The organism is Reyranella sp. (genome assembly GCF_965229815.1).
Classification (GTDB): Bacteria; Pseudomonadota; Alphaproteobacteria; order Reyranellales; family Reyranellaceae; genus Reyranella.
The window spans coordinates 1,430,223-1,455,287 of the sequence record NZ_CBDDJN010000006.1; the positions used below are offsets into that span (position 1 = coordinate 1,430,223).

The 25,065-nt window shown below is 69.6% G+C and carries 22 protein-coding genes; 6 read left to right on the forward strand and 16 right to left on the reverse strand.

Annotation, left to right across the window (positions count from 1 at the left end):
- Nucleotides 1-40: 40 nt before the first annotated feature.
- The 8 genes from ACO073_RS18195 to ACO073_RS18230 form a co-directional block, all read right to left on the reverse strand.
- Nucleotides 41-1,330 carry a TRAP transporter large permease gene (locus ACO073_RS18195; RefSeq protein WP_421999093.1) on the reverse strand — a complete coding sequence of 430 codons (1,290 nt, stop codon included), beginning with the start codon at nucleotides 1,328-1,330 and terminating at the stop codon, nucleotides 41-43.
- Nucleotide 1,331: 1 nt separating this feature from the next.
- Complete coding sequence (locus tag ACO073_RS18200; RefSeq protein ID WP_421999094.1) at nucleotides 1,332-1,916, reverse strand: TRAP transporter small permease subunit; 585 nt, start codon at nucleotides 1,914-1,916, stop codon at nucleotides 1,332-1,334.
- A gap of 28 nt (nucleotides 1,917-1,944) precedes the next feature.
- Complete coding sequence (locus ACO073_RS18205; RefSeq protein WP_421999095.1) at nucleotides 1,945-2,994, reverse strand: TRAP transporter substrate-binding protein; 1,050 nt, start codon at nucleotides 2,992-2,994, stop codon at nucleotides 1,945-1,947.
- 154 nt (nucleotides 2,995-3,148) lie between these two features.
- Nucleotides 3,149-3,454 (reverse strand): ATP-dependent Clp protease adapter ClpS, encoded by a 306-nt coding sequence (clpS, locus tag ACO073_RS18210; protein WP_421999096.1) that lies wholly within the window; start codon nucleotides 3,452-3,454, stop codon nucleotides 3,149-3,151.
- A 68-nt stretch (nucleotides 3,455-3,522) separates the two neighbouring features.
- Complete coding sequence (locus tag ACO073_RS18215) at nucleotides 3,523-4,134, reverse strand: UdgX family uracil-DNA binding protein (protein WP_421999097.1); 612 nt, start codon at nucleotides 4,132-4,134, stop codon at nucleotides 3,523-3,525.
- Between the two features lies 1 nt (nucleotide 4,135).
- Nucleotides 4,136-5,026, reverse strand: coding sequence for a DUF72 domain-containing protein (locus ACO073_RS18220; RefSeq protein WP_421999098.1), 891 nt, complete (start codon nucleotides 5,024-5,026; stop codon nucleotides 4,136-4,138).
- Nucleotides 5,027-5,095: 69 nt separating this feature from the next.
- Nucleotides 5,096-6,538, reverse strand: a complete 1,443-nt coding sequence (locus ACO073_RS18225) for a 4-hydroxyphenylacetate 3-hydroxylase family protein (RefSeq protein WP_421999099.1) — start codon at nucleotides 6,536-6,538, stop codon at nucleotides 5,096-5,098.
- A gap of 25 nt (nucleotides 6,539-6,563) precedes the next feature.
- Nucleotides 6,564-7,160, reverse strand: coding sequence for a glutathione S-transferase N-terminal domain-containing protein (locus ACO073_RS18230; protein ID WP_421999100.1), 597 nt, complete (start codon nucleotides 7,158-7,160; stop codon nucleotides 6,564-6,566).
- Between the two features lie 66 nt (nucleotides 7,161-7,226).
- On the opposite strand from ACO073_RS18230, the gene ACO073_RS18235 reads away from it, so the two are divergent.
- The gene (locus tag ACO073_RS18235) at nucleotides 7,227-7,367 is read left to right on the forward strand and encodes a hypothetical protein (protein ID WP_421999101.1); all 141 of its coding nucleotides are present in this window, start codon (nucleotides 7,227-7,229) and stop codon (nucleotides 7,365-7,367) included.
- On the opposite strand, the gene ACO073_RS18240 is transcribed toward ACO073_RS18235, so the two are convergent.
- The 3 genes from ACO073_RS18240 to ACO073_RS18250 all read right to left on the reverse strand — a co-directional run bounded on the left by ACO073_RS18240 (nucleotide 7,364) and on the right by ACO073_RS18250 (nucleotide 12,183).
- Nucleotides 7,364-9,013 (reverse strand): hydantoinase B/oxoprolinase family protein, encoded by a 1,650-nt coding sequence (locus ACO073_RS18240; RefSeq protein ID WP_421999102.1) that lies wholly within the window; start codon nucleotides 9,011-9,013, stop codon nucleotides 7,364-7,366. The genes ACO073_RS18235 and ACO073_RS18240 overlap by 4 nt on opposite strands.
- Nucleotides 9,014-9,148: 135 nt before the next feature.
- Entirely contained in the window at nucleotides 9,149-11,221 is a 2,073-nt protein-coding gene (locus ACO073_RS18245) for a hydantoinase/oxoprolinase family protein (protein WP_421999103.1), read from the reverse strand.
- Complete coding sequence (locus ACO073_RS18250; RefSeq protein ID WP_421999104.1) at nucleotides 11,218-12,183, reverse strand: Bug family tripartite tricarboxylate transporter substrate binding protein; 966 nt, start codon at nucleotides 12,181-12,183, stop codon at nucleotides 11,218-11,220. Before ACO073_RS18250 ends, ACO073_RS18245 begins: the two co-directional genes overlap by 4 nt.
- A gap of 135 nt (nucleotides 12,184-12,318) precedes the next feature.
- Between ACO073_RS18250 and ACO073_RS18255 the strand changes: the two genes are divergently transcribed.
- Nucleotides 12,319-13,935 (forward strand): AMP-binding protein, encoded by a 1,617-nt coding sequence (locus tag ACO073_RS18255; protein WP_421999105.1) that lies wholly within the window; start codon nucleotides 12,319-12,321, stop codon nucleotides 13,933-13,935.
- A gap of 499 nt (nucleotides 13,936-14,434) precedes the next feature.
- Here ACO073_RS18255 and ACO073_RS18260 read toward each other — a convergent pair whose 3' ends face one another.
- Nucleotides 14,435-15,415, reverse strand: coding sequence for a LysR substrate-binding domain-containing protein (locus ACO073_RS18260; RefSeq protein WP_421999106.1), 981 nt, complete (start codon nucleotides 15,413-15,415; stop codon nucleotides 14,435-14,437).
- 118 nt (nucleotides 15,416-15,533) lie between these two features.
- Here ACO073_RS18260 and ACO073_RS18265 point away from each other — a divergent pair, with 118 nt between their 5' ends.
- From ACO073_RS18265 to ACO073_RS18275, 3 genes are read left to right on the forward strand one after another with little or no spacing between them, the layout of a single operon-like run.
- Nucleotides 15,534-16,820: an aspartate aminotransferase family protein gene (locus ACO073_RS18265; protein ID WP_421999107.1), complete on the forward strand. Its 1,287-nt coding sequence runs from the start codon at nucleotides 15,534-15,536 to the stop codon at nucleotides 16,818-16,820.
- A gap of 50 nt (nucleotides 16,821-16,870) precedes the next feature.
- Nucleotides 16,871-18,985 carry a hydantoinase/oxoprolinase family protein gene (locus ACO073_RS18270; RefSeq protein WP_421999108.1) on the forward strand — a complete coding sequence of 705 codons (2,115 nt, stop codon included), beginning with the start codon at nucleotides 16,871-16,873 and terminating at the stop codon, nucleotides 18,983-18,985.
- Nucleotide 18,986: 1 nt separating this feature from the next.
- Complete coding sequence (locus ACO073_RS18275; protein ID WP_421999109.1) at nucleotides 18,987-20,654, forward strand: hydantoinase B/oxoprolinase family protein; 1,668 nt, start codon at nucleotides 18,987-18,989, stop codon at nucleotides 20,652-20,654.
- 87 nt (nucleotides 20,655-20,741) lie between these two features.
- Here ACO073_RS18275 and ACO073_RS18280 read toward each other — a convergent pair whose 3' ends face one another.
- Genes ACO073_RS18280 through ACO073_RS18290 form a run of 3 tightly spaced genes read right to left on the reverse strand, consistent with a single transcriptional unit; the run spans nucleotide 20,742 to nucleotide 23,340 of the window.
- Nucleotides 20,742-21,287, reverse strand: a complete 546-nt coding sequence (locus ACO073_RS18280) for an REP-associated tyrosine transposase (RefSeq protein ID WP_421999110.1) — start codon at nucleotides 21,285-21,287, stop codon at nucleotides 20,742-20,744.
- 59 nt (nucleotides 21,288-21,346) lie between these two features.
- Entirely contained in the window at nucleotides 21,347-22,555 is a 1,209-nt protein-coding gene (locus tag ACO073_RS18285; protein ID WP_421999111.1) for a cobalamin-independent methionine synthase II family protein, read from the reverse strand.
- Between the two features lie 2 nt (nucleotides 22,556-22,557).
- On the reverse strand, nucleotides 22,558-23,340 hold the full coding sequence (locus ACO073_RS18290) for an enoyl-CoA hydratase/isomerase family protein (protein ID WP_421999112.1): 783 nt from the start codon (nucleotides 23,338-23,340) through the stop codon (nucleotides 22,558-22,560).
- A gap of 88 nt (nucleotides 23,341-23,428) precedes the next feature.
- Between ACO073_RS18290 and ACO073_RS18295 the strand changes: the two genes are divergently transcribed.
- A complete protein-coding gene (locus tag ACO073_RS18295) occupies nucleotides 23,429-23,818 on the forward strand; it encodes a RidA family protein (protein ID WP_421999113.1) in 390 nt (129 codons plus the stop codon).
- 463 nt (nucleotides 23,819-24,281) lie between these two features.
- On the opposite strand, the gene ACO073_RS18300 is transcribed toward ACO073_RS18295, so the two are convergent.
- Entirely contained in the window at nucleotides 24,282-25,046 is a 765-nt protein-coding gene (locus ACO073_RS18300) for a C13 family peptidase (protein WP_421999114.1), read from the reverse strand.
- Nucleotides 25,047-25,065 lie beyond the last annotated feature (19 nt).

Consider the following 25,065-nt stretch of genomic DNA (forward strand, 5'->3'; position numbering starts at 1 on the left):
GGGACGGGCCCGGCCTTCCCGGCCGACCCGTCTCCCCAAGCTAAGGGTTGGCCGCGAGGCCGGGCAGCCAGAGCGCCACGTCGGGCCACACGACCAGCACGACGATCATAAGCATCATGGTGATGACGAAGGGCGCGGCGCCGATGATGACGTCGTCGATGCGGCCGCGCTTGCGCAGTCCCTGCACGACATAGAGGTTGATGCCGACCGGCGGGGTGATCATCGCCAGCTCCATCAGGATGATGACGATGATGCCGAACCACACCTGGTCGTAGCCCGCCTTGAACAGGATCGGCGCGATGATCGGCACGGTGGCGACCATCATCGACAGCGTCTCCATGAACATGCCGAGCACGAAGTAGAAGCCGACGACGACCAGCAGCAGCTCCAGCTTCGAGAGGCCGAGGCTGGTGATGAAGCGGTTGACCTGGCCGGTGAGGCCGATCGAGGTGATCACAAAGTTCAGGAAGTAGGCGGCGAGCAGGATCGCCATGATCATCGCGGTCGTGCGCATCGTGCCCTCGAAGGCGACGAGCAGCATGCGCACGGTAAGCCGACGATGCCAGGCGGCGATCGCGACGGCGGCGATGACGCCCAGCGCCGCCGATTCGGTCGCGGTCGCCCAGCCGGCGTAGATCGATCCCAGCACGGCGAGGAAGACGATCAGCGGCGGCAGCAGGTCGGGCAGCGCGGCGAAGCGCTGGGACCAGCTCGTGATCGTGGGCGTGCCGCCCATACCGGGCCGCAGCAGGCAGATCGCGATGACCGTCAGGCTGAAAAGACTGGCCAGGATCACGCCTGGCAGGAACCCCGCGAGATACAGCTTGGGGATCGAGGTGTCGGTCAGCACCCCGTAGACGATCATGTTGATCGAGGGCGGGATCAGGATGCCGAGCGTGCCGCCGGCGGCGATCGTGCCGAGGAAAAGCCGCTCCGAATAGCCCCGCTTCTCGACCTCGCCGAGCGCCACCGTGCCGATCGTCGCCGCCGTGGCGACGCTCGATCCCGAGGTTGCCGCGAACATGGCGCAGGCCGCGATGTTGGAATGCATCAGCCCGCCCGGCAGCCAGGGCACCCAGAGAACCAGCGCGTTGTACATGCGCTCGGCCATGCCCGAGCGCAGCAGGATCTCGCCCAGCAGCACGAAGAACGGGATGGCGACCAGCAGAAAGTTGTTGGACGTACCCCAGGCGATCTCGCCCATCGCCAGCGACAGGGGCAGCTTCGAGTAGATCGCCGACAGGGTGAGCCCCAGCACGCCGAGCGCCGCGGCGACCGGTATCGCCAGCGCGAGCAGCCCGATCAGGACCAGCAGCGTGATCAGCAGCATGTCAGGCGCCACCCTCGCGCGTCCGCCGCTCCTGCAGGTCGCGGATCTCCTCCTGGACCTCCTCCTCGGCCGAACGCGTGCTGATCAGGCGCGCCGTGCCGCGCAGGTCGCCGGCCGCGAGCCGGCGCAGCGCGTCCACCAGCAGCAGCACGCCGATCGCCACGAAGGCGACGAGGCCGGCCATCCAGACGAGCTGGGGGACGACCGTCGGGGTCTCGAGCGCCGACTGGCTGCGCGAGCCCGAGGTCCAGGACTGCTCGACGACGCCCCAGCCATGCCAGGCGGTCAGGGCGAAGAAGCCGACCAGCAGGACCAGGGCGACGAGGTCGAGGACCAGCCGCAGCCTCTGGGGAAACAGGACGTAGAGCGAATCGATGCGGATATGGGCGCGGTCGAGCAGTGCGGCGCCCAGGCCCCACACCGTGCCGATGGCCAGCGCGTAGCCCGCGAGCTCGTCGGCTCCGCCGATCGAGCGCGTCAGGAACTTGCGCAACAGCACGTCGATGCCGATCAGAATGGCGGCGAGCAGGACGAGCGCGCCGCCGAACCACAGGCCCCACTGGGCGAAGCGGCGCACCCCGCTCATCGAGCGCTCGTTGCGCGACCGGCTGGGATCAGGGCGTCGGCGCCGTCAGCCCCAGCGTCTTGCCCACGGTCGCGTTCCACTCCTTGGTGCACTCCGCGCCGCAGCGCTTGGCCCAGCCGGCCAGGACGGCGCCCTCGACCAGCTTCTTGTGGACCGCGGCCTCCTCCGGCTTGACCGGCACCAGAGTCATCTTGGCGAGCTTGCCCATGGTGCAGGGCTGCTTGCCCGTGTTGCAGTTGTCGGCCTCACCCACCGTGGTCTTGATGGTGGCCCACATCTTGTCTTCGTAAGCCTTGAACTGCTCGGTCAGGAAGGCCTGCGTCTTGGGATCGAGCCGCTTCCAGGTGTTGAGGTTCACCGCCACCACGTTGATGCTCCAGCCCAGCGACATCGGATACTGGGACTTGGTGACCTCGGGCCAACCGGCGGTGTTGCCCGACAGGCTGCCGGTGACGGCGCAGTCGACCACGCCGTTGTTCAGCGCCGGCACGACCTCGGCGAAGGCCATGCTGACCGCCGTCGCCCCGAGGCCGCCCAGGAAGTCGCGCATCGTGTTGTTGAAGACGCGGATCTTCTTGCCCTTGAAGCTGTCGAGCCCGGTGACGACGTCGCGGCACCAGAAGACCTGGGGCGTGTTGCCGCCGAAGGCGAGCAGCTTGGCGTTCCAGTTCTTCTGCATCTGGCGGTCGATCACGTCGCGGTAGGCGTTGCACGCCGCCCGCGCCTTGTCGGGATCGAGCGTGAGCCCGGCAAGGTCGCAGCCCTCGAAGCGGGGATCGTCGCCGGCCATCTTCGAGATGTCCATGCCGGCGAAATCCATCACGCCGAGCTTCAGCAGGCGCAGCATGGTCTTGTCGTCGATGCCCATCTGGTCGAGCGGCGTGACGTCGACGCTGATGGCGCCCTTCGAGGCTTCCGGAATGGTCTTGCGCCAGAACGGCAGCTCGTCGTGGATCGACACCGGGGTCGGGCTGTTGAGCCCGATGACCTTGAACTGGTTCTTGGGCAGTTCCTGGGCGGCAGCCGCCGACACCGCGGCAACGGCGAGCGCCAGACCCGATACAACGCGCTTCAGCATGAGCAACCCCTTCTCCGACTCCCCGTCCATCCGGTGGAAGCAGCAAAATGCATGCCACGCATTTCTGTGGTGGACGTCAGTCCCGCCGAAGGACGATCTCGCGTCAACGGTGGATCCGAAATGCCCCGCTTCGCCCGGGCGTGGCAGCGCAGCCCTATTCCTCGGGCTCTGTCGTGAACTCGAGCGGATGGCCGTTCTGGCGGCCGGCGTTGGTGCCCTCGCTTGCCTTGCTCTCCGCGATGTCGCGCGTGTAGGCCGCGACCACGCAGGCGCCGCGCTGATGGGCCGTCATCATGATCCGATGGGCCTGATCCTCGCTCATGTGGAAGACCATCATCAGCACGGCCGTGACGAACTCGCGCGGCGTGTAGTCGTCGTTGATGAGGATGACCTTGTAGAGCCGCGGCTGCTCGATCCTGGGCTTGGCGATGGTATCGGGCTTGACGTCGATATCGCTCATCGGCCGCCTCCTGCGCTCCGGTCCGCCGACAGATTGAGCCGGTCGGCGGAGGCATTGCAACTGTCCGGTCAGGCCGACGCTCCGGCGGCGGATCGCGCCGCCGCCTTCAGGTCCTTCACCAGGCCGAGGAAGGCTTCGCGCCGCGCCGCCTCGTCGGGCATGCGCAGGATGGCCGAGGGGTGGGCCGTCACCATGCCGCGCCGGCCGTCCTCGAACTCGATCACGCGGCCGCGCAGGCGGGAGATCACCACGCTTCGGCCGCAGAGCGCCACCGCTGCCGTGACGCCGAGCGCCAGGATCAGGCGCGGCTCCACCAGCGCGATCTCCCTTTGCAGCCAGACCCGGCAGACCTCGACCTCGCCCCGGTTCGGACGCCGGTGCAGCCGCTTCTTGCCGCGCGGCTCGTTCTTGAAGTGCTTCACCGCGTTGGTGATGTAGGCCGTCTCGCGCGGGATGCCCGCCGCGGCGAGCGCGCGGTCGAGCGCCGCGCCGGCGGGGCCGACGAAGGGCCGGCCGGCCCGGTCCTCCTGGTCGCCCGGCTGCTCTCCGACCAGCATCAGGGCCGCATCGGGCGGCCCTTCGCCGAACACGGTCTGCGTCGCATGGCGGTAGAGCGGACAGCGCGTGCACCCCGCCGCCTCGCGCGCCACCGCCTTCAGCCGGTTGGCGGCGGACGGCATGTCAGCCCTCCTCCAGCAGTCGCCTCAGCGCCTGCGCGTCGTGCGGCGCCTTGAGCTTGTCGGTGTTGTCGAAATAGACGAACACGTCGCGCGGCACGGGCTTGGCCGGCACGCCGGCAAAGGCCCCGTCGCGCATCGGCCGGCCGTCGCGCCAGGCGCGGATGCGTCGCGCCCAGCGCGCCAGTTCGTCCTCGCCGTAGCCGCTGCGGTAGAGCTCACGCGAACCGTGCAGCCGCACGTAGACGAAATCGGCCGTGAGGTCCATCAGCAGCGGCCAGTCGACGGTGTCGGCGCAGACCAGTGCGATGTCGTACCGCCGCAGCAGGGCGATAAACGCCGGATCGCGGAAGCTCTCGTGGCGCACCTCGATCGCGTGCCGGAGACGCTGGCGCGGCGCCGGTGTCCTGAGCCAGGCGCGCGCCTTGAGCCGCCGGTCGTGTCGGCGGCCGAGCGCGGCGGCGTCGCCCGCGGTGCGCGGCAGCAGCGCGAAAAAGGCCTCGAGCCGTTCGGCATCGAAGCGGAAGGTCGGCGGAAGTTGCCAGAGGACCGGCCCGAGCTTACCCCCGAGCCGCAGCAGGCCGGAGGCGATGAAGTTGGCCAGCGGCGGTCGCGGCTCCTTGAGGCGTTTCATGTGCGTCAGGAAGCGTGGCCCCTTCACGGCGAACACGAAGCCGGACGGCGTCTCGTCGGCCCAGCGGGCAAAGGAGGCCGGCCGCTGCATGCTGTAGAAGGTGCCGTTGATCTCGACCGTGTCGAACACCGAGGCCATATGCGCGAGCTCGCGGTCGTGCGCCAGGCCTTTGGGGTAGAAGCGCCCCCGCCAGGACCGGTAGGTCCAGCCCGAAAGGCCGATCCGGACCGAGCCGGACCGTATCCTGCGCGATGCCGCCATGACGTTGCGAACGCCGCGCCGTGTCGCCGGTTGCCCTCGCGGCCCGCGTCGCCCCGGTCCACCCGCGCCTTACGACAGCGGCTCCTTCAGGAAGCGGTCGACCAGCCGGTCGGCGCGGCTGCGGTCGGTGAACACGAGGTGCCGGGCGAGGTTGCGCGGCGAGGAAGCCAGATAGAAGCGCTCGTACTGCTCGTTGCGGCTGCCGAGGGCGCTGCCGGCGAAATCCCAGGCCAGGCGGAAGATGCGGATGCGTTCCTCGGCCGGCATGCCCTTGGCACCGGGCAGGTACTGGTCGATCAGGCGACGCAGGTCCTTGTCGGCGAGCTGCGCCGCCGTCGGCGCGGCGAAGACGTTGTGCGACCCGATCAGCCGCAGGATCTCGTTCACCCGCGGGAACCACAGCGGCAGCGTGGCGCGCAGCGCATGCAATGGCCCGACCGACGGAGTCCACAGGCCGCCCGGCCATTCGACCGCCTCGGCCTCGGCCGCGATCACCGCCGAGCGCGTGAACTCCGAATAGCTCCAGATCTCGCCGATCATCCGGTTGGTCTCGGGGTCCGCCGCATTGATGGCCGCCGCCATGCGCAGCGCCAGTCCCCAGGCGAAGTCGAGCTTCACCGAGGCGCGGATCATCGTCTGCTGCTGGATGTTGGGCGGCCAGCTCGTGGTCATCACCTTGTTGTAGGCGGCGAGATTGCAGTCGATGAACAGGCGGTCCCGCGGCACCTCGACGTCGTCGAAGATGACGAACGCATCCTGCTCGTCGAACCGGCTCGACAGCGGATGGTCGAAACGGTTGCCCGGTGCCGCGGCGCTGTCGCGGCACAGGAACTTGAGCCCCGGCGTGCCCATCGGGATGCAGAAGGACAGCGCATAGGCATCGGCGCCCGCCGGCAGCGGCGACGCCGGATAGACGGCGATCTCGTCGGCGAACGGCGCCAGGGTCGCCAGCACCCGCGCGCCGCGCACCACGATCCCGTGCTCGGTGTCGCCGACCTTGCGCAGGGCATAGGGATTTCCCGCCTGCGGCGCGTCGCCCGTGGCCTTGTCGACGGTCGGCTGGACGATCGTATGGGTGAGTGAGATGTCGTTGCGGCGGAGGAACTTCTGGTACTCGACCAGCCGCGCGGCGCCGGCCTCGTTGCCGTTCCAGCCCCATTCGTCCGGCCGGCCGGCAAAGCCGGCATAGGTCACGTTCATGTAGTCGGGCGTGCGCCCCATCAGGCCGACCGAATACTCGGCGACCTTGCGCAGGGCGCGGCCGCGCCGCGCCAGATCCTCGCGCGAGCGCGGGATCATGTGGCTGACGGCGACGGGCTCGCCGGTCTCCCCGTCCGGCATCAGCAGGATGTCCGGATGGCGATGCTGCAGGTCGAAGACCTCGGCCAGCGCGTGGGCCGCCCCGCTGAGCTTCGGATGGTCGACGACGTCGGTGATACGCTCGCCGTCGACCCAGATGTCGCGCGGGCCCCGGAGGCCCTTCAGGAACTGCTCACCCGTGCGTGCCGGCATCGTTTCCCCCTGTTCGGGGAAACTGTCACCCCACCGGCATGGTCTCGGCAAGCGGCGGCAGCTTGACGACCTTGGCATACCAGGCGTCGAGCTTCGGGTGACCGGGCCGCCATGGCTCGTTGGCGTAGCGGAAGTCGAGATAGCCCAGCGCGCAGGCAATGGTGATCTCGCCGATCGTCTTGAGGTCGCCCAGCGAATCGGCGTCCTTCTCGAGGGCTGCCAGCGCCCGCGCCACCTTGGCCTGCTGCGTCTCGATGTAGGTCTTGCGTCCCTCGTCCTGCGGCAGGGCGATCTCGCGGCGGCGCGGCTGGGTGGCATCGAGGATGCCGTCGCCCAGCGCCTGCTGGGTGATCGCCTTCCAGCGCGCCGGGCCGGCGGCAGGGAAAAGCTTCGGCGCACTGCCCACGCTGTCGAGATACTCGCAGATCACCGGGCTGTCATAGATCACCATGCCGTCGTCGGTGGTGAGCGTCGGCACCTTGGACAGCGGATTGACCGCGGCGAGCGCGGCGTCGGTCGTCGGCACCTTCCAGCGCTCGATCTGCTTGTCGATGCCGCGGGCGATGGCGCAGGCATTGACCTTGCGGACGTAGGGGCTGGCGGGCGAATAGGCGAGCTTCATGGGGGATCCTCTCTTGAGATTCATGGAAGCGGCGCGCACGTTATCCCGCCTCCCGGGAGCGACGCCATGACTTTCCAGACCGAGACGCGCGACGACATCGGGATCCGGGACAATCGCTGCACCATGCACAAGGCCACCGCCGACTATCCCGAGGGCGAGCGCCGGCTGATGCACCGCGTGGTCGTCGCCGGTACGCAGCCGCTCTAGCCGGACGGGCGCGTCTCCGCGGCGCTTCCATACGGAGTGGCGTCCGTCACGTAGCCCGCCGCGACATCGGCCGCGAGGGCCGCCCTGTCGCGCTGGCGCGGATCGCCATGGCCGCCGCCGCCGGGCGTGCCCAGCGAGACCGTGTCGCCTTTGGCGAGAACGTACTGCTTCTTGGGATCGGTCTTCTCGCCGTTGATGCGCAGCTCGCCGGGCGCCCCGTCGCCGCCGCCCTCGATGCCGAAGGCCGGGAACAGCGTTCGCTCGGCGAGGAACGACACCGCGATGGCCGAATCGCTGCGGCTTTCGATCAGGATCTCCTGGCCAAGGCCGCCGCGATGGCGTCCGGCGCCACCGGAATCCGGCCGCAGCCGCTTGTGATGGAAGCGCAGCGGCGCGATGTGCTCGCTGATCTCGATGGCGGTCGAGGAGACGTTGGACGGCCAGCTGAGGCAGGTCACGCCGTCGCCGCGCGTGTTGGCGCCCATGCCGCCATTGTAGAAGAACATGTTGGCGTAGGGCCTGCCCCCTTCCCGCACGCCCGACTGGTTCATGCCCCACATCGGCGAGCCGCAGGCGGCCATCACCCGCTCCGGCACGATCTGGCCGAGGCAGCCGAACACGAGCATCGGCACGTAGTGGCCGATCAGCATGCGCGAGCCGCCCGAGGCCGGGAACTGCGGGTTGACGATGCAGCCCTCGGGCGCCCTGAGCGCGATCGGCCGCCAGGCGCCTTCGTTGTTGGGCAGGTTGGGGCTGGTGCAGACCTTCACCCCGTACATCGCCATGGCGTTTGTGTAGCAGAGGGCGCAGTTGATCGCCCGGTCGACCTGGCGGTCGGTGCCGGCAAAGTCCATCTCGATCTCGTCGCCCTTGACCGTCAGCGCCAGCCTGAGCGTGATCGGTGTCTCCATCAGCCCGTCGGTCTTGAGCTCGCTGCGGTAGGTGCCGTCCGGCAGCGCGCGGATCGCCGACCGCATCGCCGCCTCGCAGCGGCCCTGGATCTCGCGCGCGAGGTCGGTGAGGTCGTCCAGCCCGTAGCCGTCCATCAGGCCGCGCAGCCGGTCCTCCATCAGGTCGAGCGCCACGACCTGGGCCCACAGGTCGCCCATCGTCTGGTCGGGCGTGCGCACGTTCTTGCGGATGATGGTGACCAGCGTCTCGTCGGTCCGGCCGGCGGCGATCATCTTCATCGGCGGGATCTGCAGTCCCTCCTCGAAGACCTCGCGCGGCTCGGGGCTGCGGATCTTGCCGCCGATGTCGGGCGCGTGCGCCGTCGTGGCGCTGAAGGCGACCAGCCTTCCGTCGCGGAAGATCGGCTTGGCCAGGGTGACGTCGGGCAGATGGCCGGTGCCGAGCCAGATGTCGTTGGTGATCAGCACGTCGCCCGGCTCGAGCCGGTCGGGCGGGAAGAAGCGCAGGAAGTGCTTCACCGTCTCGGGCAGCGTGCCGATGAAGCTCGGGATGCTCTCCGACGCCTGGACCAGCGACTGGCCCTCGGCATCGGTGATGACGCAGGAGAAGTCGTAGCTCTCGCGCACAAGAGTCGAGAAGCTGGTGCGCACCATGGCGGCCGCCGCCTCGTCGACCATCGAGATCAGCCGCCGCCACAGGAGCTCGAGCTCGATGGGGTCGAAGGTGCGGCTCATGGTCTTTCTGGCCTTTCTGTCATCCTGAGCGAAGCGAAGGATCTCATGGCGATTCGACCGCAGTGCCGATTGAGACGGCGATGAGGTCCTTCGCTTCGCTCAGGACGACACCTGGACCGGTGTCGACGAACGCCATCACGAGACCTCCGCCAGGATCGAGCCGTCGGGCAACAGGCGGGCCACCGCCCCCGGGCCGACGATGAAGGTGCTCTCGTCCTCCTCGAACACCGCCGGCCCCTCGATGTCGACGCCGGCCTGCAGCGCATAGCGGTCCCAGACGCGGGTCGGCAGCGTCTCGCCGGCATCGGGGAAGAAGACCGGGCGCGTGCCCTTGAGCGCATCGGCCGAGGGATGGCGCGGCAGTTCCAGCGCGCCGCCGCTGCCCGGCATGGGCGCGGCAGCCGAGAGCCGCAGCGCCACGAACTGGATGGCGGCTCCCGGCGGGGTGCGCGCGAACAGCGCCTTGTAGGCCGTCTCGAAGGCGGCCCTCACGCCGGCCTCGTCGAGCGGCTCGGGCAGGCTGACCGTGACCTCGCTGCCCTGGCCGATGTAGCGCATGTCGGCAAGGCGGCGCACCGTGCGGCCGGCGAGATCGGCGCCGGTCAGGCCCAGCACCTCGAGCGACTCCTTCTCCAGGCCCGCGAAGACGCGGCCGGCGGCGGCGAAGTCGGCGCCCGCCAGCGGCACGTTGAAGCTCGCGACGCGGTCGACGCGGGCCGGCGCCATCAGCATGCCGATGGTGCTGCCCGCGCCGGCGCCGGGCGGGCAGATCACGCGCTTGACGCCGAGCTTGCGGGCGACGTGCCAGGCATGCACGGGCCCTGCCCCGCCGGTCGCCAGCAGGGCGTACTCGGCCGGGATGCGGCCGCGCTCGGCGATCGCCACGCGGGCGGCGCCGGCCATGTTCTCGTTCACCACGTCGTGCACGCCGAACGCGGCGCGGCCGGGCGCGACGTCGAGCGCCCCGGCGAGGCGGCCGAAGGCGGCGTCGGTCGCGCCGCGATCGATCTTCATCGCGCCGCCCAGGAAGAAGTCGGCGTTGAGGTAGCCCAGCGTCAGGTCGGCATCGGTGACGGTGGCCTCGCTGCCGCCACGGCCGTAGCAGGCCGGCCCGGGCTGGGCGCCGCTGCTCTCGGGTCCGACGTTCAGCGTGCCGAGCTCGGACTTCCTCGCGATCGATCCGCCGCCGGCGCCGATCTCGATCAGCTCGACGGTCGCGATCTGGATCGGCAGGCCGGAGCCGCGCAGGAAGCGCTTCTCGCGCGCCGCCTCGAAACCGTAGGCGACCAGCGGCTCGCCGTCGTCGACCAGCGCCAGCTTGGCCGTGGTGCCGCCCATGTCGAAGGCCAGCACGCGCTCAAGCCCCGCCTTGCGGCCGAACCAGGCACCGGCCAGCGCGCCGGCCGCGGGGCCGCTTTCCAGCAGCTGCACCGGCGCGCGCTTGGCCTCGCTGACATGCGTCAGGCCGCCGTTCGACAGCATGAGGAAGAGCCCGCCCGGGATGCCCTCGGCGCGCAGGGCCGTCTCCAGCCGCTCGAGATAGACCTCGGCCAGCGGCCGCACATAGGCGTTGGCCACCGTCGTGCTCGCCCGCAGGTACTCGCGGATCTCCGGCGCGATGTCGGAGGAGAGCGAGACCGACAGGTCCTGGAAGCGCTCGGCGATGGCGGCGCCGACCGCGCGCTCGTGCGCCGGATTGGCGTAGGCGTGCAGGAAGCAGACGGCCAGGCTCTCGACGCCCTCGGCCACGAGGTCGGCGACCTCGGCCAGCGCGGCGTCGACGTCGAGCGCGATCTCGACCGTGCCGTCGGGCGCCAGCCGCTCCCTCGCCTCGCGCCGCCACGGCCGCGCCACCAGCGGCTTCGGCATCTCGATGAAGAGATCGTAGAGCTCGTACTTGCGCTCGCGGCCGATCTCCAGCACATCGCGGAAGCCCGCCGTCGTCAGCAGGCCGGTGCGGGCGCCCTTGCGCTCGATCAGGGCATTGGTGAAGAGGGTCGTGGCATGCACGACGCGCCCGACCTGCGCGGCGCTGGCGCCGGCCTTCTCGAGCACCCGCCGCGTGCCCTCGAGCGCGCCGCGCGCCGGATCGTCCGGCGTGGTGCTTTCCTTCCAGATGACGGCCCGGCCGTCGCGCGGGTCGTGGATGACGACGTCGGTGAAGGTCCCCCCGATGTCGATGCCGAGGGACAGGGGTGCGGTGCTCATTCCGCCTTGATATTGCCCTGCTTCACCACCTTCGCCCAGCGCGCGCGGTCCTTGGCGATGTAGGCTGCGAAATCGTCGGGCCCCTGGCCCAGCGCGATCAGCCCCTGCTTGTCGAGCGCCTCCCGGTTGGCCGGATCGCCGACGGCGTCGAGGAACAGCTTGGCGAGCGACGCCTTGACGTCGGTCGGCAGGCCGGACGGACCGACCAGGCCGAACCAGTTGTTGATGTCGAGCGCCGGGATGTCCCTGGTCAGCAGCGGCAGCTCGGGCGCCAGCGCCGAGGGCTTCGAGGCGGCCAGCGCCAGCACGCGGACCTTGCCGCCGCGCGCCATGCTGATCAGCTCCGAGACGTTTCCGAAGAAGATGTCGACATTGCCCGCCGCCACGTCGGCGATGGCCGGCGCGCCACCGCGATAGGGAACGTGGATCATCTTGAGCCCGCCGGCTTCCGCAGCAAGGAACTCGGCGCCGAGCTGGTTGGTCGAGCCGAGGCCGGTCGAGGCGTAGCTCACCTTGCCGGGATTGGCCTTGGCGTAGGCGACCAGCTCGGGAATCGTCTTGAACGGCGCATCCATGCGCACGATCAGCGCCATCGGCACGCCGACCAGGTTGCAGATCGGCACCAGCTCCTTGTCGAGGCCGGGCGGGACCTGCGAGCCCGGCACGACCGGGCCGACCGCGAGCTGGCCCATGATGCCGATGCCGACCGTGTAGCCGTCGGGCGCCGCCTGGGCGACTGCCTTGAGCGCGATGAAGCCGCCGGCGCCGGTCTTGTTGTCGACGATGACCGTGTAGCCGTGCTGGCGCTGGATGCTTTCGGCGGCGATGCGCGCCGTGATGTCGGCCGTTCCGCCTGGCGCATAGCCGACCAGGATCTTGATGGGCTGCCTGGGCACCCATTGGGCGCGTGCGGGCGCGGCCGCCAGGATGAACGGAGCAGCGAGCAGGCTTCGACGCAGCATGTGAGGTCCCCCGGAATGTCGGCGACCCTCCAGCAAGCGTCGTGCCGGGTCAAGGAAGCGAAAGCCGCGCTGCGATGCGCGCGCGCCGCCCGGCCGATTCCAGCGGGCCGCATTGTGATCTACTCTTCCGGCCGCATGCCCCTCGTTCATCCCGCGCCCGATGTCTGGACGCTGCTCGCCGACCTGGCCGAAGAGACTCCCGCGGCGCCCGCGTTCATCCACGGCGATCGCACGCTGAGCTTCGCCGAGCTGCTCGACGGCGCGGCGCGTGCCGCGCAGGGCCTGGCCGATCTCGGCGTCGGGCCGGGCGACCGGGTCGCGCTGTGGCTGCCCAACCTGCCGGCCTATCCCCTGCTCTACTTCGCCTGCGCGCGGCTCGGCGGCATCGCCGTGGCGGTGAACACGCGCTATCGCGCGGTGGAGGTGGCCGACATCGTCGGCCGTTCCGGCGCCAAGGTGCTGGCCTGCGCGCCGGGCTTCCGCGGCATCGACTTCCTGTCGATCCTGGCCGACATCGACCCGCCGGCGCTCGAGCGCCTCGCCGCCATCGTCACGGTCGGCGAGACGCCGGCGCGCGTGCCGCCCGCCCTCGAGCAGCGCCGCCGCGTCAGCTTCGAACGCCTGCTGTCGCGGCCGCGGCTCGGCGTCAATCACGCGTCGGCCCGCGCGCCCTGCAACATCTTCACGACCTCGGGCACGACCAGCGCGCCCAAGTTCGTGCTGCATCGCCAGGGCGCGATCGCCAGCCATGCCCAGCAGGTCGCCCGCACCTTCGGCTTCACCGCGCCCGGGACGCTGTCGCTCGCGGTGCTGCCCCTGTGCGGCGTCTTCGGCTTCAACCAGACGCTGGCGACGCTCGCCGCCGGCCGGCCGAGCGTGCTGGTCGAATCCTACGACATCGACACGATCGCCGGACTGATCGTGCGGCACCGGCCGACGACGATGTTCGGCAGCGACGACATGTATGCCCGCCTGTTCGAGACGATGCCCGGCCGCTGGCCGTTCCGCTCGGTCAAGTGGGCGGGCTACGCCGCCTTCAACGCCTCGCTCGAGGACCTGCCGGAACGCGCCCAGCCGCGCGGCCTGCGCCTGGTCGGCCTCTACGGCATGAGCGAGGTCCAGGCGCTCTACGCCCGCCAGCCGCTCAACGCGCCGGTCAAGCGGCGCAAGCAGGGCGGCGGTGTGCCCACCTCGCCGCTCGCCCATGTGCGGGTGCGCGATCCCGAGACCGGCGTCCTGCTCGGTCCCGGCCAGCCGGGCGCGCTGGAATGCGCCGGCCCCTCGCTGATGGTGGGTTACTGGGGCAACGAGGCGGCGACCGCCGCGGCGATGACCGAGGACGGCTACGTGCGCACCGGCGACCTCGCCGAGATCGACGGCCGCGGCGGCTTCACCTTCCTCAGCCGCATGGGCGACGTGCTGCGGCTGTCGGGCTTCCTGGTCAACCCGCTGGAGATCGAGATGCACATCCAGAAGGTGCCGGGCATCGTCGCCTGCCAGGCCGTCGCCGTGCCGCGCCCCGACGGCGTGCGGGCCGTCGCCTTCGTCACCCTCGACGCCGGCGCTGCGCTCGACGAGGCGGCGACCATCGATCATTGCCGCCGCGGCCTCGCCGGCTACAAGGTGCCGGTGCGCGTCTTCCCGATCGACGACTTCCCCCGCACCCCTTCGCCCAACGGCCTCAAGATCCAGCGCAACCGCCTGCGCGAGATGGCGGAGGCCCGCCTCCGGGCGGCTTCGCCGGCGTCCTGAGCCAACCGCCTGCCGGGACGGGATCGGTTTCGCCTGTACTCTCAGGAAATGCTCGTAACCCATTGATTTGTCAGCCGTCCCGGACGCTTGGGCCGGCCGTTCCCTGTCGCTTGAAACGCGACAGAGATGACAAGATCGGATGGACGATGAAGAGAGCAACCGAAGCGAAGAAGTGTAGCGCCGAGCGCGGTCCGATTCAATAACTCTAGTTTTGACGGACGGGCTGCTCCTGAGCGAGCCGGAGGCTCGCGGTCCCGGAGAGCATGACAGACGTCCTCGAAACTGGCTCATGGTCTTCTGGACCGCGAGCCTCCGGCTCGCTCATGGTCAGAAGAGCTGCCGGTTCGCGATCGCCGCTCGGTGGCCAGGACCTCGAGCTTACCCCTGGCGATGTCGCGGTGGACGCGGCCGACCAGGCGCGCGAAGCGGCCGATGCGCTCGGCGACCCGTTCGGGATGCTCGACGACCCTGGTGGCGAGGCGGACGACGCCCGGCAGGATCAGGCGCTCGTCGGTGAGCTTCGTATCCTCCCACTTCGTCCCCTCGTGCTCGTGGCGCGCGTTGCCGGCCTCGAAGGACAGGCGTCGGCGAAATTGGCCTGGTCGATCAGCCACTTGTAGGCCTTGACCACGGACGGCCGGGCACCCTCGTGCAGCGGCAGCAGCCAGTAGGCGATCGAAGCCGGCCGCGTTTCGGGCACCGCGACCACGAGCCGTCCGGCCTCGACATGCTCGCGCGTCAGGATGCTGCTCTCGAGGATGATGCCCACGCCGTTCACGGCTGCCTCGATCGCCACGTAGGACGGGTCTATCTGCAGCAAGTGCATCTTCGAGGCGTCGAGGGCGATGCCGCGGCGGCCGAGCCAGGCTTCCCACGAGACGGCGTTCTCGCGGCTCTGGATCAGCGGGTGCGCCAGCAGCTGCCGCGCGGTCAGCGACCGGACGCCCTGCAGCCGCGACGGGGCGCAATAAGGCTGGGTCCTTTCCTCGAGCAGCGGCCGTGCCCGCCCGCGCCATCGCGCGGCGTCGCCGTAGCCGATGGTGATGTCGAAGTCCTCGGCATTGCCGTCGGCCGTGCGGACCGCGAAGACACGCAGGTCGACTCCCGGATGGGCCTTGATGAAGGCCGGCAGCCGCGGCATCAGCCAGTGGGTCGCGAGCGACGGCGGCGTCATGATGCGCACGACGCCGGCCGAGGCGCGGCTCCAGCCGGGGGCCGCGATGTCGGCCGTGGCCCGGCGCATGCGCTCGAACAGGCCCTGCAGGATCTCCGCATACCGGGCCGCATCGGGCGTCAGCCGCACGCCCCGGCTCACGCGCTTGAAAAGCTCGACACCCAGTTCTTCCTCGAGCGCCCGGATGGCGTGGCTGACGGCAGAGGGCGACAGGTTCAGCTCGCTGGCCGCGGCCTTCAGGCTGCCGAGCCGGGCCACGGTCGCGAACACGGCAATTCCCCGCAACGGCAGCCGCGACTGTCTCATGGCTGCAAGATGCATATTTTTCACTCGGGCGACAATTCTTTGCGGTCGACCTGGCACCCGTCCTGCAAGAGGCTCAGCGTCGGCGCCCGTCTCCGGGACGCCTGGAAAGAGGTGCGGATTGGTCGATGCCAGCACGGACGGCGCCTTCAAGGGACGCGTCGCGCGAAGCCTTCTCCACTTCGGCTGCGAGTTCGCCGACTTCGTGCCGGTGCGGGCGAGCGGCTGCTGGCTCGAGGACGCCGGCGGCAACAGGATGCTCGACTTCACCTCGGGCCAGATGAGCTCGATCCTCGGCCATTCCCATCCCGAGATCCACGCCACCATCCGCGAGGCCTCGGGCACGCTCGATCATCTCTTCTCGGCGATGGTCTCCGAGCCCGTCGTGGCGCTCGCCGAGAAGCTGTCGGCGCAGCAGCCGGAACTGTCGAAGACGATGTTCCTGTCCACCGGCGGCGAAGCGAACGAGGCGGCGATCAAGCTCGCCAAGACCGTCACCGGCAAGTGGGAGATCGTCACCTTCACCAAGTCCTATCACGGGGTCACCGCCGGCTCGGCCGCCGCGACGTTCAAGGTGGGCCGCACGGGCGTGGGGCCGATGGCGCCCGGTTACCACGCCATCCCGGCGCCGAACGCCTACAAGCCCCGCTTTCCAGGCGTCGACTGGCGGCGCGAGCTCGACGACGCCTTCGAGCAGGTCGATGCGCAATGCACGGGCAACCTCGCGGCCTTCATCGGCGAGCCGATCCTGAGCAGCGGCGGCGTGATCGATTTGCCGCCCGGCTATCTCGCGGCGCTCAAGGCGCATTGCCAGCGGCGCGGCATGCTGCTGATCCTCGACGAGGCGCAGACCGGGCTCGGCCGAACCGGCACCATGTTCGCCTTCCAGCGTGACGGCGTGGTGCCCGACATCCTGACGCTGTCCAAGACGCTGGGCGCCGGCATGGCGCTGTCGGCCGTCATGACCACCGACGCGATCGCGACCCTGGCCGACGAGCGGAAGTACTTCTTCTACACGACCCATGTGAACGATCCGCTGCCGGCGGCCGTCGGGTTGAAGGTCCTGGAGATCGTGCTGCGCGACGGGCTGATCGACCGCGCCCGTACCGCCGGCGAGCGGCTGGGCGAGGGCCTGATGCGGCTGAAGCAGCGCCATTCGTGCATCGGCGACGTGCGCGGCCGCGGCTTGCTGCGCGGCGTGGAATTCACCGACGCGGGCCCGCGCGACGCGACCAGCCTCTCGAACGCGGTCACGGAAGCGGCGATGGCGTTCGGCCTGGCGGCCAACATCGTCCGCTCGGGCACGTCCGGCGGCACCATGCGCATCGCGCCGCCGCTCATCGTCAAGGACGAGGAGATCGACGAGGGGCTGGCGCTGCTCGACAAGGCGATCGCGTCCGTGGCCTGACCCCGACCGGGAGATGCAGATGGCCACGCGTCGCCGCCAGGGCTGATTTCATGGGACGGTTTTCCATCGCGGTCGATATCGGCGGGACGTTCACGGACTTCGTCCTGCTGGACGAAGGACGGAACAAGGTCGTCACGACGAAGGTGCTGAGCACGCCGCACGAGCCCGATGCCGCCATCTTCGACGGCCTCGGCCAGCTTCAGCAGACCGCCGGATTCGACCTGGCCGGCTGCGACATGTTCCTGCACGCGACGACCCTCATCACCAACGCCGTCATCGAGCGCAAGGGACACGACTTCATCCTGCTCCACACAGAGGGCTTCGGGACGACGTTGGAGACGGCGCGCGAGCATCGCTACAACCTGACGAACCTCCGGCTGCTCTTTCCGCGCCCGATCTCGAAGCGCGCACTCAAGCTCGCCGTGCAGGAGCGGGTTTCGTCGGCCGGCGCGATCGTAGCCGCGCCGGACCGGTCCCGGGTGCTCGCGGGCGTCCGCCGGCTCGTCGATGAAACGGGCGTCCGGAACTTCGCGATCTGCTTCCTCCACTCGTTCCGCAATGCCGCCAACGAACAGGCCGTCGCGCAATGGATCGGCGAGGAGATCGGCGACGCGACCCTGTCGGTCTCCAGCGCCATCGCGCCCCAGCAGAGCGAATACGAGCGATGGATGACCTGCGCGGTCAATGCCTACACCAAGCCCCTGCTGGTCGACTATGTCCGGCGCCTCGAGGGCACGGCGCGGGCGAAGGGCTTCGCCGGCCGGCTGTTCCTCATGACCTCCTCGGGCCTGCCCGTCGCCGTCGAGCATTCCGTCGGCACGCCCGTCCGGCTGATCGAATCGGGGCCGGCGGCGGGCGTCCTGGCCGCGAAGGAGATCGCCGACCGCAACCGCCCGTCGCTCGGCGACGACCCGACCGGCACCGGGATGATCCTCGCCTACGACATGGGCGGCACCACGTCCAAGGGCGCCTATCTGGTCGACGGCAAGGTCGACGTCCGGTCCGGCCTCGAAGTGGCGCGCGAGGGAGCGTTCGAGGCGGGCAGCGGGCTTCCACTCCGGATTCCGGCCATCGACCTGATCGAGATCGGCGCCGGCGGCGGCAGCATCGCCGAGATCGACGACCGGGGCGTCATCGGTGTCGGGCCGCGCAGCGCCGGTGCGGATCCCGGCCCAGCCTGCTACGGGCGCGGCGGCATCCGGCCGACCGTCACCGACGCGAACCTGGTCCTGGGCTTCCTCGGCGAGCACAATTTCCACAACAGCGGCATCTCCGTCAGGACGGCCGGCGCGACGGCGGCGATCCGCGCGACGCTCGCCGAGCCGCTCGCGATCTCCCCCCATCGCGCCGCCCTCGGCATCCACCGCACGATCAACGAGAATGTCGCGAGGGCCTTCCGCGTGCATGCGGCGGAGCTCGGCATCGACCATCGACGCGCCACGCTCGTCTGCACGGGCGGCGCGGCCCCCATCCACGCCCTCCCGATCGCCCGCCTGCTGGGGATCGAGCGCGTGATCTTCCCCTTCGCCGCCGGCGTGGCCTCGGCCATGGGGCTGTTCGCCGGCCACGAAGGCACCGTACTGCAGCGCTCGAAGCTCGTGCGCGTCGCCGACATCGTCGAGGGACTGGTCGCCCGCGAAGTGGCCGACCTGATCGACTCGGACGCCTATGCGCGGCGCCTCGCCGGCGACGGGGCGGTGACGGTCGTCAAGGCCGGCATGAGATACCAGGGACAGGATTCGGAAGTCACGGTCGAGATCGGACGGGACGGGCGATATCCGGACCGCGACGGCATCCGGTCGACGTTCCTGGAGACCTATCGCGGCATCTTCGGACTCGACTTCCCCTCCTACGAGATCGAGATCAGCAGCTGGTCCGTCGAGATCACCCGGCCGGCGCCGCTCAAGGGCATGCGCGCCTTCGCCTACGACGCCCTCAGGGCGACGGGACTCGCGCAGAAGGGACATCGCGATTGCTATCTCGGACAGGATCGACGCGAGGCGCCGACGCGGGTCCCGGTCTTCGATCGATATGCCCTGGCTCCCGGCTGGCGGGCGGAAGGCGCGGCGCTGATCGAGGAGAACGACACGACGATCTACATCCCGCCCGGCGCGCACGTCGACGTCGCGCCCAGCCTGGACCTGATCGCACGGTGGAGGAGATAGCATGTCGACCGCGGCGATCGATCCGGTGGATGCCGGCATCATCTGGTCCCGGCTCGTCTCGACGGCCGACGAGATGGTCTCGGCCCTCGTCCGCACCGCCTTCTCGACCATGATCCGGCAGAGCGGCGACTACTCGTGCATGATCTTCGACTCGCGCGGCAAGCTGCTGGCGCAGGGCGCGGCCAGCGTCCCGTCCTTCACCGGGACGGGGTCCCATACGCTCGGCCACATCCTCGACCGGATCGAACCGTCGCAGATGCGTGACGGCGACATCATCGTGACCAACGATCCGTGGATGGGCACGGGCCACGTCTTCGACATCAACGTCGTGAAGCCGGTCTTCCACCGGGGCGCGATCATCGGATACTGCCTGACCGTGTCGCATCTGGCCGATGTCGGCGGCGTCGGCATGAGCTCGGTCGCCCGGGACGTCTACGAGGAAGGGTTCTCGCTGCCGCCGGTGAAGCTCATCGACGCCGGCGAGCGGAACGAGTTCCTGTTCGAGTTCCTGCGCGCCAACGTCCGGATGCCAGACCTGGTGTTCGGCGACATCTATTCGAACATCGCCTCCTGCAACGTCGGCGCGGCCGGCCTGGTCGAGATCCTGGGCGAGTACGAACTGACGGACTTCGTCGGGGTCGCCGACGCGATCTTCGCCCTCACCCGGCGCGCGATCGAGGCGAAGCTCGACCGGATCCCCAAGGGGCGCCATGCCGCGACGCTGCCGGTGGAGGGCGGAGAGAATTTCCCCGACCTGAACCTGCGCGTGAGCGTGACGGTGAGCGAAAAGGGCTTCGCCTTCGACTTCGCGGGCACCGACGGCGTCGTCGCCGCCGGCGTCAACGTGCCGATCTGCTACACCCGCGCCTTCTGCTACTTCTGCGCCAAGGTCCTGCTGGCGCCGAACATTCCCAACAACCAGGCGCTGTTCGAGTTCGTCACCATCGCCGCGCCGGACAACTGCATCCTCAACGCCCTGCGGCCCCATCCGACCGGCGCGCGCCACGTGTTCGGCCATTTCGTGGCGCCGCTGATCTTCAAGGCCCTGGCCGAGGCGCTGCCGGACGACGTCCAGGCCGAGTCGGGCATGGTGTTCCAAGTCAATCTGCGCGGGCAGAACCGCCAGGGCCGGCGCTATTCGTTCATCTACTTCTCGCCGGGTGGCTACGGCGCGCTGGCCGGGTACGACGGTCGGGCCGCGCTGCCGGCGCCGTCGAACATGATCGGCGGATCGCTCGAAGTGTGGGAGGAACAGACCGGCTGCACCTTCCTGCGCAAGGAGATGCTTCCGGACTCCGGCGGTCCCGGGGAGTTCCAGGGCGGCAACGGCCAGGTCTTCGGGCTGCGCAACGACACCGGCCTGCCGCTGGAAGCGTCGTTCATGGCGTCGCGGACGCGGCTGGCGGCGAGCGGCTTCGCGGGGGCCTCCGACGGCGCGCCCCGGCGCATTTCCGTCGACGGCGTGCCGATCGATCCCAAGGCACGCGTGGTCGTGCCGCCCGGCGGCGTGGTCGACGTGCAGGATGCCGGCGGCGGCGGCTTCGGCGATCCCCGGCAGCGACCGGCCGAGAGCGTCGCCCGCGATCTCGACCAGGGCCTGATCACCCCCGCCTTCGCCGAGAAGCACTACCCGGTGCAGTTCGCAGCGCTGACCCGCGATCGATCGTGACCGCTGACGCCGGCGGTTGCTCGCCCGAGCGAGCCGCAAAGAGCATGAGTGCGTCATGGTCTTCAGGACCGCGAGCCTCCGGCTCGCTCATCCCCGAAGCCGAGCCGAGCTCCATCGCCAGCCGGCGGGCTCAGGAACCAGCCCGGCCTTCACCGGATTGTTCTCGACATAGTCGATCGTCCGCGCGAGATGCCCTTCGTCCCGGATGAACCTGTCGAAGTAGTCGCGATGCCAGAAGGGCCCGTCGCGACCTAGGAGCCGATTACCTCCATTTGCGGTGAAGGACTTCCAGCTCCGCACGATCGATCCCAGGCTGTGGCCGGGCGCTGGCTCGACCACCACGTGCACGTGATTGGGCATGATGCACCACGCGAGCAGCCGATAGCGCTCGCCGTCGAAGTGCAGGATCGCGTCCTCCACTGTGCTGGCGATCGCAGGCTGCGCGAGCCAGCAGGCTCCTCGTCCGCTATCGAGTGCGCGATCGATCTCCACCAGGCTGTCGGGGAGCAGAGCCAGGGCCGCAGCGACAGCCTTCGGCAGGCTGTCGGCCAGTCGGAACGTCACGAATTGGGTGGTTTCCGCCGAGTCGAAATGCGGCAGGTAGCCCCGCGAATGCCAGCCCTTGTGGCTCATGCTGTCACCCGCTTGGGATTTCGATCAACGGCCTGAGCGAGCCGGAGGCTCGCTCATGGTCAGAAGAGCTGCCGGCTCGCGATCGCCGCCCCCTGGGCCAGGGTCTCGAGCTTGGCCCAGGCGATGTCGCGATGGACGCGGCCGCCCAGGCCGCAGTCGGTCGAGGCGATGACGCGCTCGCGGCCGACCAGGCGCGCGAAGCGGCCGATGCGCTCGGCGACCAGCTCGGGATGCTCGACGACGTTGGTGGCGTGGCTGACCACTCCGGGCAGGATCAGCTTGTCGTCGGGCAGCCTGGTGTCCTGCCACACCGACCATTCGTGCTCGTGGCGCACGTTGCCCGCCTCGAAGGAATAGGCGCCGGCGTTGATCGCGAGCATGGGCGCCACGATCTCCCGCATGGGAATGTCGGTCGTGTGCGGACCGTGCCAACTGCCCCAGCAGAGATGGAAGCGGATGCGGTCCTGCGGCAGGCCCTTCAGCGCATGATTCAACGCCTCGATCTTGGGCATCGTGAACCTGCGGTATTCCTCGGCCGTCGGCTCCGGGTTGATCTGATCGAAGTTCTCGGCGATGGCCGGATCGTCGATCTGCAGCACCAGGCCCGCGTCGACGATCGCCTTGTACTCCTCGCGCATGGCGTCGGCGCAGGCGAAGACGAACTCGTCGTCGCTCTTGTAGTGCTCGTTGCCAATGCGGGCGCAGCTCGCCGGACCTATGGAGGTCATGAACCCTTCGCTGACGCCGCTGGCCGCAAGCGCCGCCTTGAAGTTGGCGATGTCGGCCGCAATCGCCGCGTGGCCGGTGTAGCTGATCGGCCCGACGCAGAACGGCCAGTCGTGGGCGCGCGGCCCTGTCGACACGCCCGAGTCGGGGTCACCGTAGGCGGTGGCGAAACGCTGGCGGTCGCGCCGGTCGGCAAAGCTCGACAGCACGGTGTTGCCCGGCGTCGAGCGCCGGGCCGGCATGTCGTAGAGGCCGAGCCCCTTCACCTGGAGGTTGGCCAGCCGCGAGAACGAGTAGCTCCACCAGGCACGGTAGTTGATCTTGTGGCCCATCGACTTGCCGTACTCGCCATCGCCCGGCACCGCGATGCCGGCCTCGACCTGCCGGCGCACGACGTCGGCCACCGCGCCCGTGAGCTTCCTCTGGAAGGTCGCCTCGTCGGCCTTCCCCGCTTCGCGCTCGGCGTTGGCGGCGATGAGGTCGTCCGAGCGCGGCAGGCTGCCGGCGTGGCTGGTCAGGATGCGATCGCTGCTCTTCCTCATGGTCAGCGCCCCTTGAATTTGGCGGGTTTGCGTTTCTCGGCGAAGGCGCGCGCGGCCTCGCCGAAATCCTCGCTGAGATAGAGCTTCTCCGGCGCGCCCATGAACATGACCTCGCGGCTGAGGCGATCCATGTAGTAGCGCCGCATGCGCACCGTCGAGCGGACGCTGAGCGGCGGGTTCTTCAGCACCTCGGCGGCGAGCTCGCGCGCGCCTTCCAGGTACCGGCCCTTGGGCGCCACGCGGTTGATCAGATTGGCCCGAAAGGCCTCCTCGGCGGTGAAGAAGCGGCCCGTGAGCGCGGCCTCCATGGTGAAGGCGCCGCCGCCGCGATAGTGCATCAGCGCCCAGTACTTGCCGGCCCCCAGGCCGCGCGAGGTCTCGGTGATCTGGAAGCGCGTGCCCTCCTCCGCGACGATCAGGTCGCACTCGAGCACGATGCCGACCGACAGGCCGAGCACGTAGCCATGCGGCGCGGCGATCACCGGCTTCCAGTTGACCGCCTTGGTCAGCAGGTCGGCGGAGTGCGTGCCGCGCCCCTGCGGACCGCCGAGCTTGAGGAACTCCTCGCGGCTGCGCAGCTGGCGCTGGTGAACGTCGGCGCCGCTCGAGAAGGCGCGGCCGGCGCCGCACAGGATGGCGATCTCGGCCTCGCCGTCGGTGTCGAAGCGGTGCAGCGCGTCGCCCAGCGCCCCCACCAGCTCGTCGCTGAATGCGTTCAGCTTCTCGGGACGATTGAGCGTCAAGGTGACGACCTGCCCGTCCCGCTCGTAATCCACGAGCGCCATCGTTTCCCCCTTTGCAGTCGATTGTGTTGCCCCATGGTGCCATGCTCCCGGCCGAAATGGCAGCAGACCACGACGGAGGGATCGCACCATGGCGCGGCGCAAGAGCATCAATTATCCGGGCTTCAAGCACGAGAACCCGATCCCCAACGCCAGCCGCATCGGCAACATCCTGATGTCGAGCATCATCAGCGGCCGCGATCCGCAGAGCGGCCAGATGCCGCCGGAGCTCGCCGATCAGGTGACCAACGTCTTCAAGCAGATCCGGCTGTGCGTGGAGGCGGCGGGCGGCAGCGTCGAGGACATCATCAAGGTCAACTTCTGGATGAAGGACCCGGCGACCGGCCGCAAGGCGCTGAACGGCGAATGGTCGGCCATGTTCCCCGATCCGGAGTCGCGCCCGGCGCGCCACACGCTGGCGCTACCCGCCACGGCCGCCAACCACGTGACCTGCGACTTCACAGCGGTCATTGGCGGGTGAAATCTTGAGCAACCGGGCAGAAGGGTAACACCGCAGAGGGGGAATCGACGTGCGCTACCCCCTCTCCCAACCTCTCCCCCCTAGCGGGCAGGGCTATCGCATTTGATCAATTTCTCCGTCATCCCGAGCGGAGCCGCCCGAAGGGCGGCGAAGCCGAGGGACCTTTTTTCGGGCCGCTTCCGCAAAAACAGGTCCCTCCACTCCGCCTCGCTACGCTCGGCTTCGGTCGGGATGACGGGGTTTTGCAGTCATATGCGATAGCCCTGCCCTAGCGGGGGAGAGGAGCATGAAGGAGAATCGCAGCGAGGGATCCTTCGGGCGGCAGGAAAGGTCCCTCGGCCTGCGGCCTTGGGATGACATCTTCTTCGGCCGGGCGAGTCCTGCCTGTCGCCACGCGCACCCTGTCATCCCGAGCGTAGCGAGGGACCTTTGGGCTGCAGGAAAACTCTTCAAGGTTGCCGGACTACCGGCCCGGGATCCTGAGGCCGGCGACCGCCGAGCCGAAGAAGGACTGCGGCATCGAGGAGCGGCGGATGCCCATGTCGCGCTCGAGCTTCAGCACGCAGTCGCGGGTCGTGCCGGCGAGCTGCTGCCAGGTCGTGGCGCCGTCGAACTGCTGCAGCAGGCACTGGTCGAAATAGGTGTACTGGTCGCCGGCGCCGCAGCCGAAGCTCACCCGGTCGGCCGCCGCCGCACTCAGCACGATGCGGTTGGGCTGGCGCATCGCCGGGCTCAGGAAGACGCCGCTGTGGCAGGCCGACACGACGACCACGGTCGGCCGCGTGCCGCAGCCGGCATCCAGCGCGGCGTCGAGCGACGACGGCGCCACCGTGCCGCGCGCCTGGCGCAGCACGAAGCCGCTCTCGTCGCCGTGGCTGGTGATGAAGGCGAGGCAGGCCTCGCCGCCCGGCGTGCGCAGCGCCCCGGAGACGTTGGCGGCGGTCGCCACCGGCTTGCCCGGGTTGGCTGCGGGATCGGAGGTGAAGACGCGGATGTCGCGCACGCCGCGCCGCGCCAGCTTGGCGCGCAGCGCGTCGACGCCGTTGTCGAAGGCCTGGGTATTGTTGTCGCCCGCGATCAGCACGACCCGCCAGCCGGCCGCCGGCACCGACGGGCCGGCCATCGCCGGGCCGGAGGCCCGCACGACGGGCGGCGGGGCCTCGACCGACTCGGCCGTGCAGGCGCCGACCAGCAGGGACAGGAGAAGCGCCTTGAGGCGGACCGTCATTCGTGCACCCGTCGCGGCG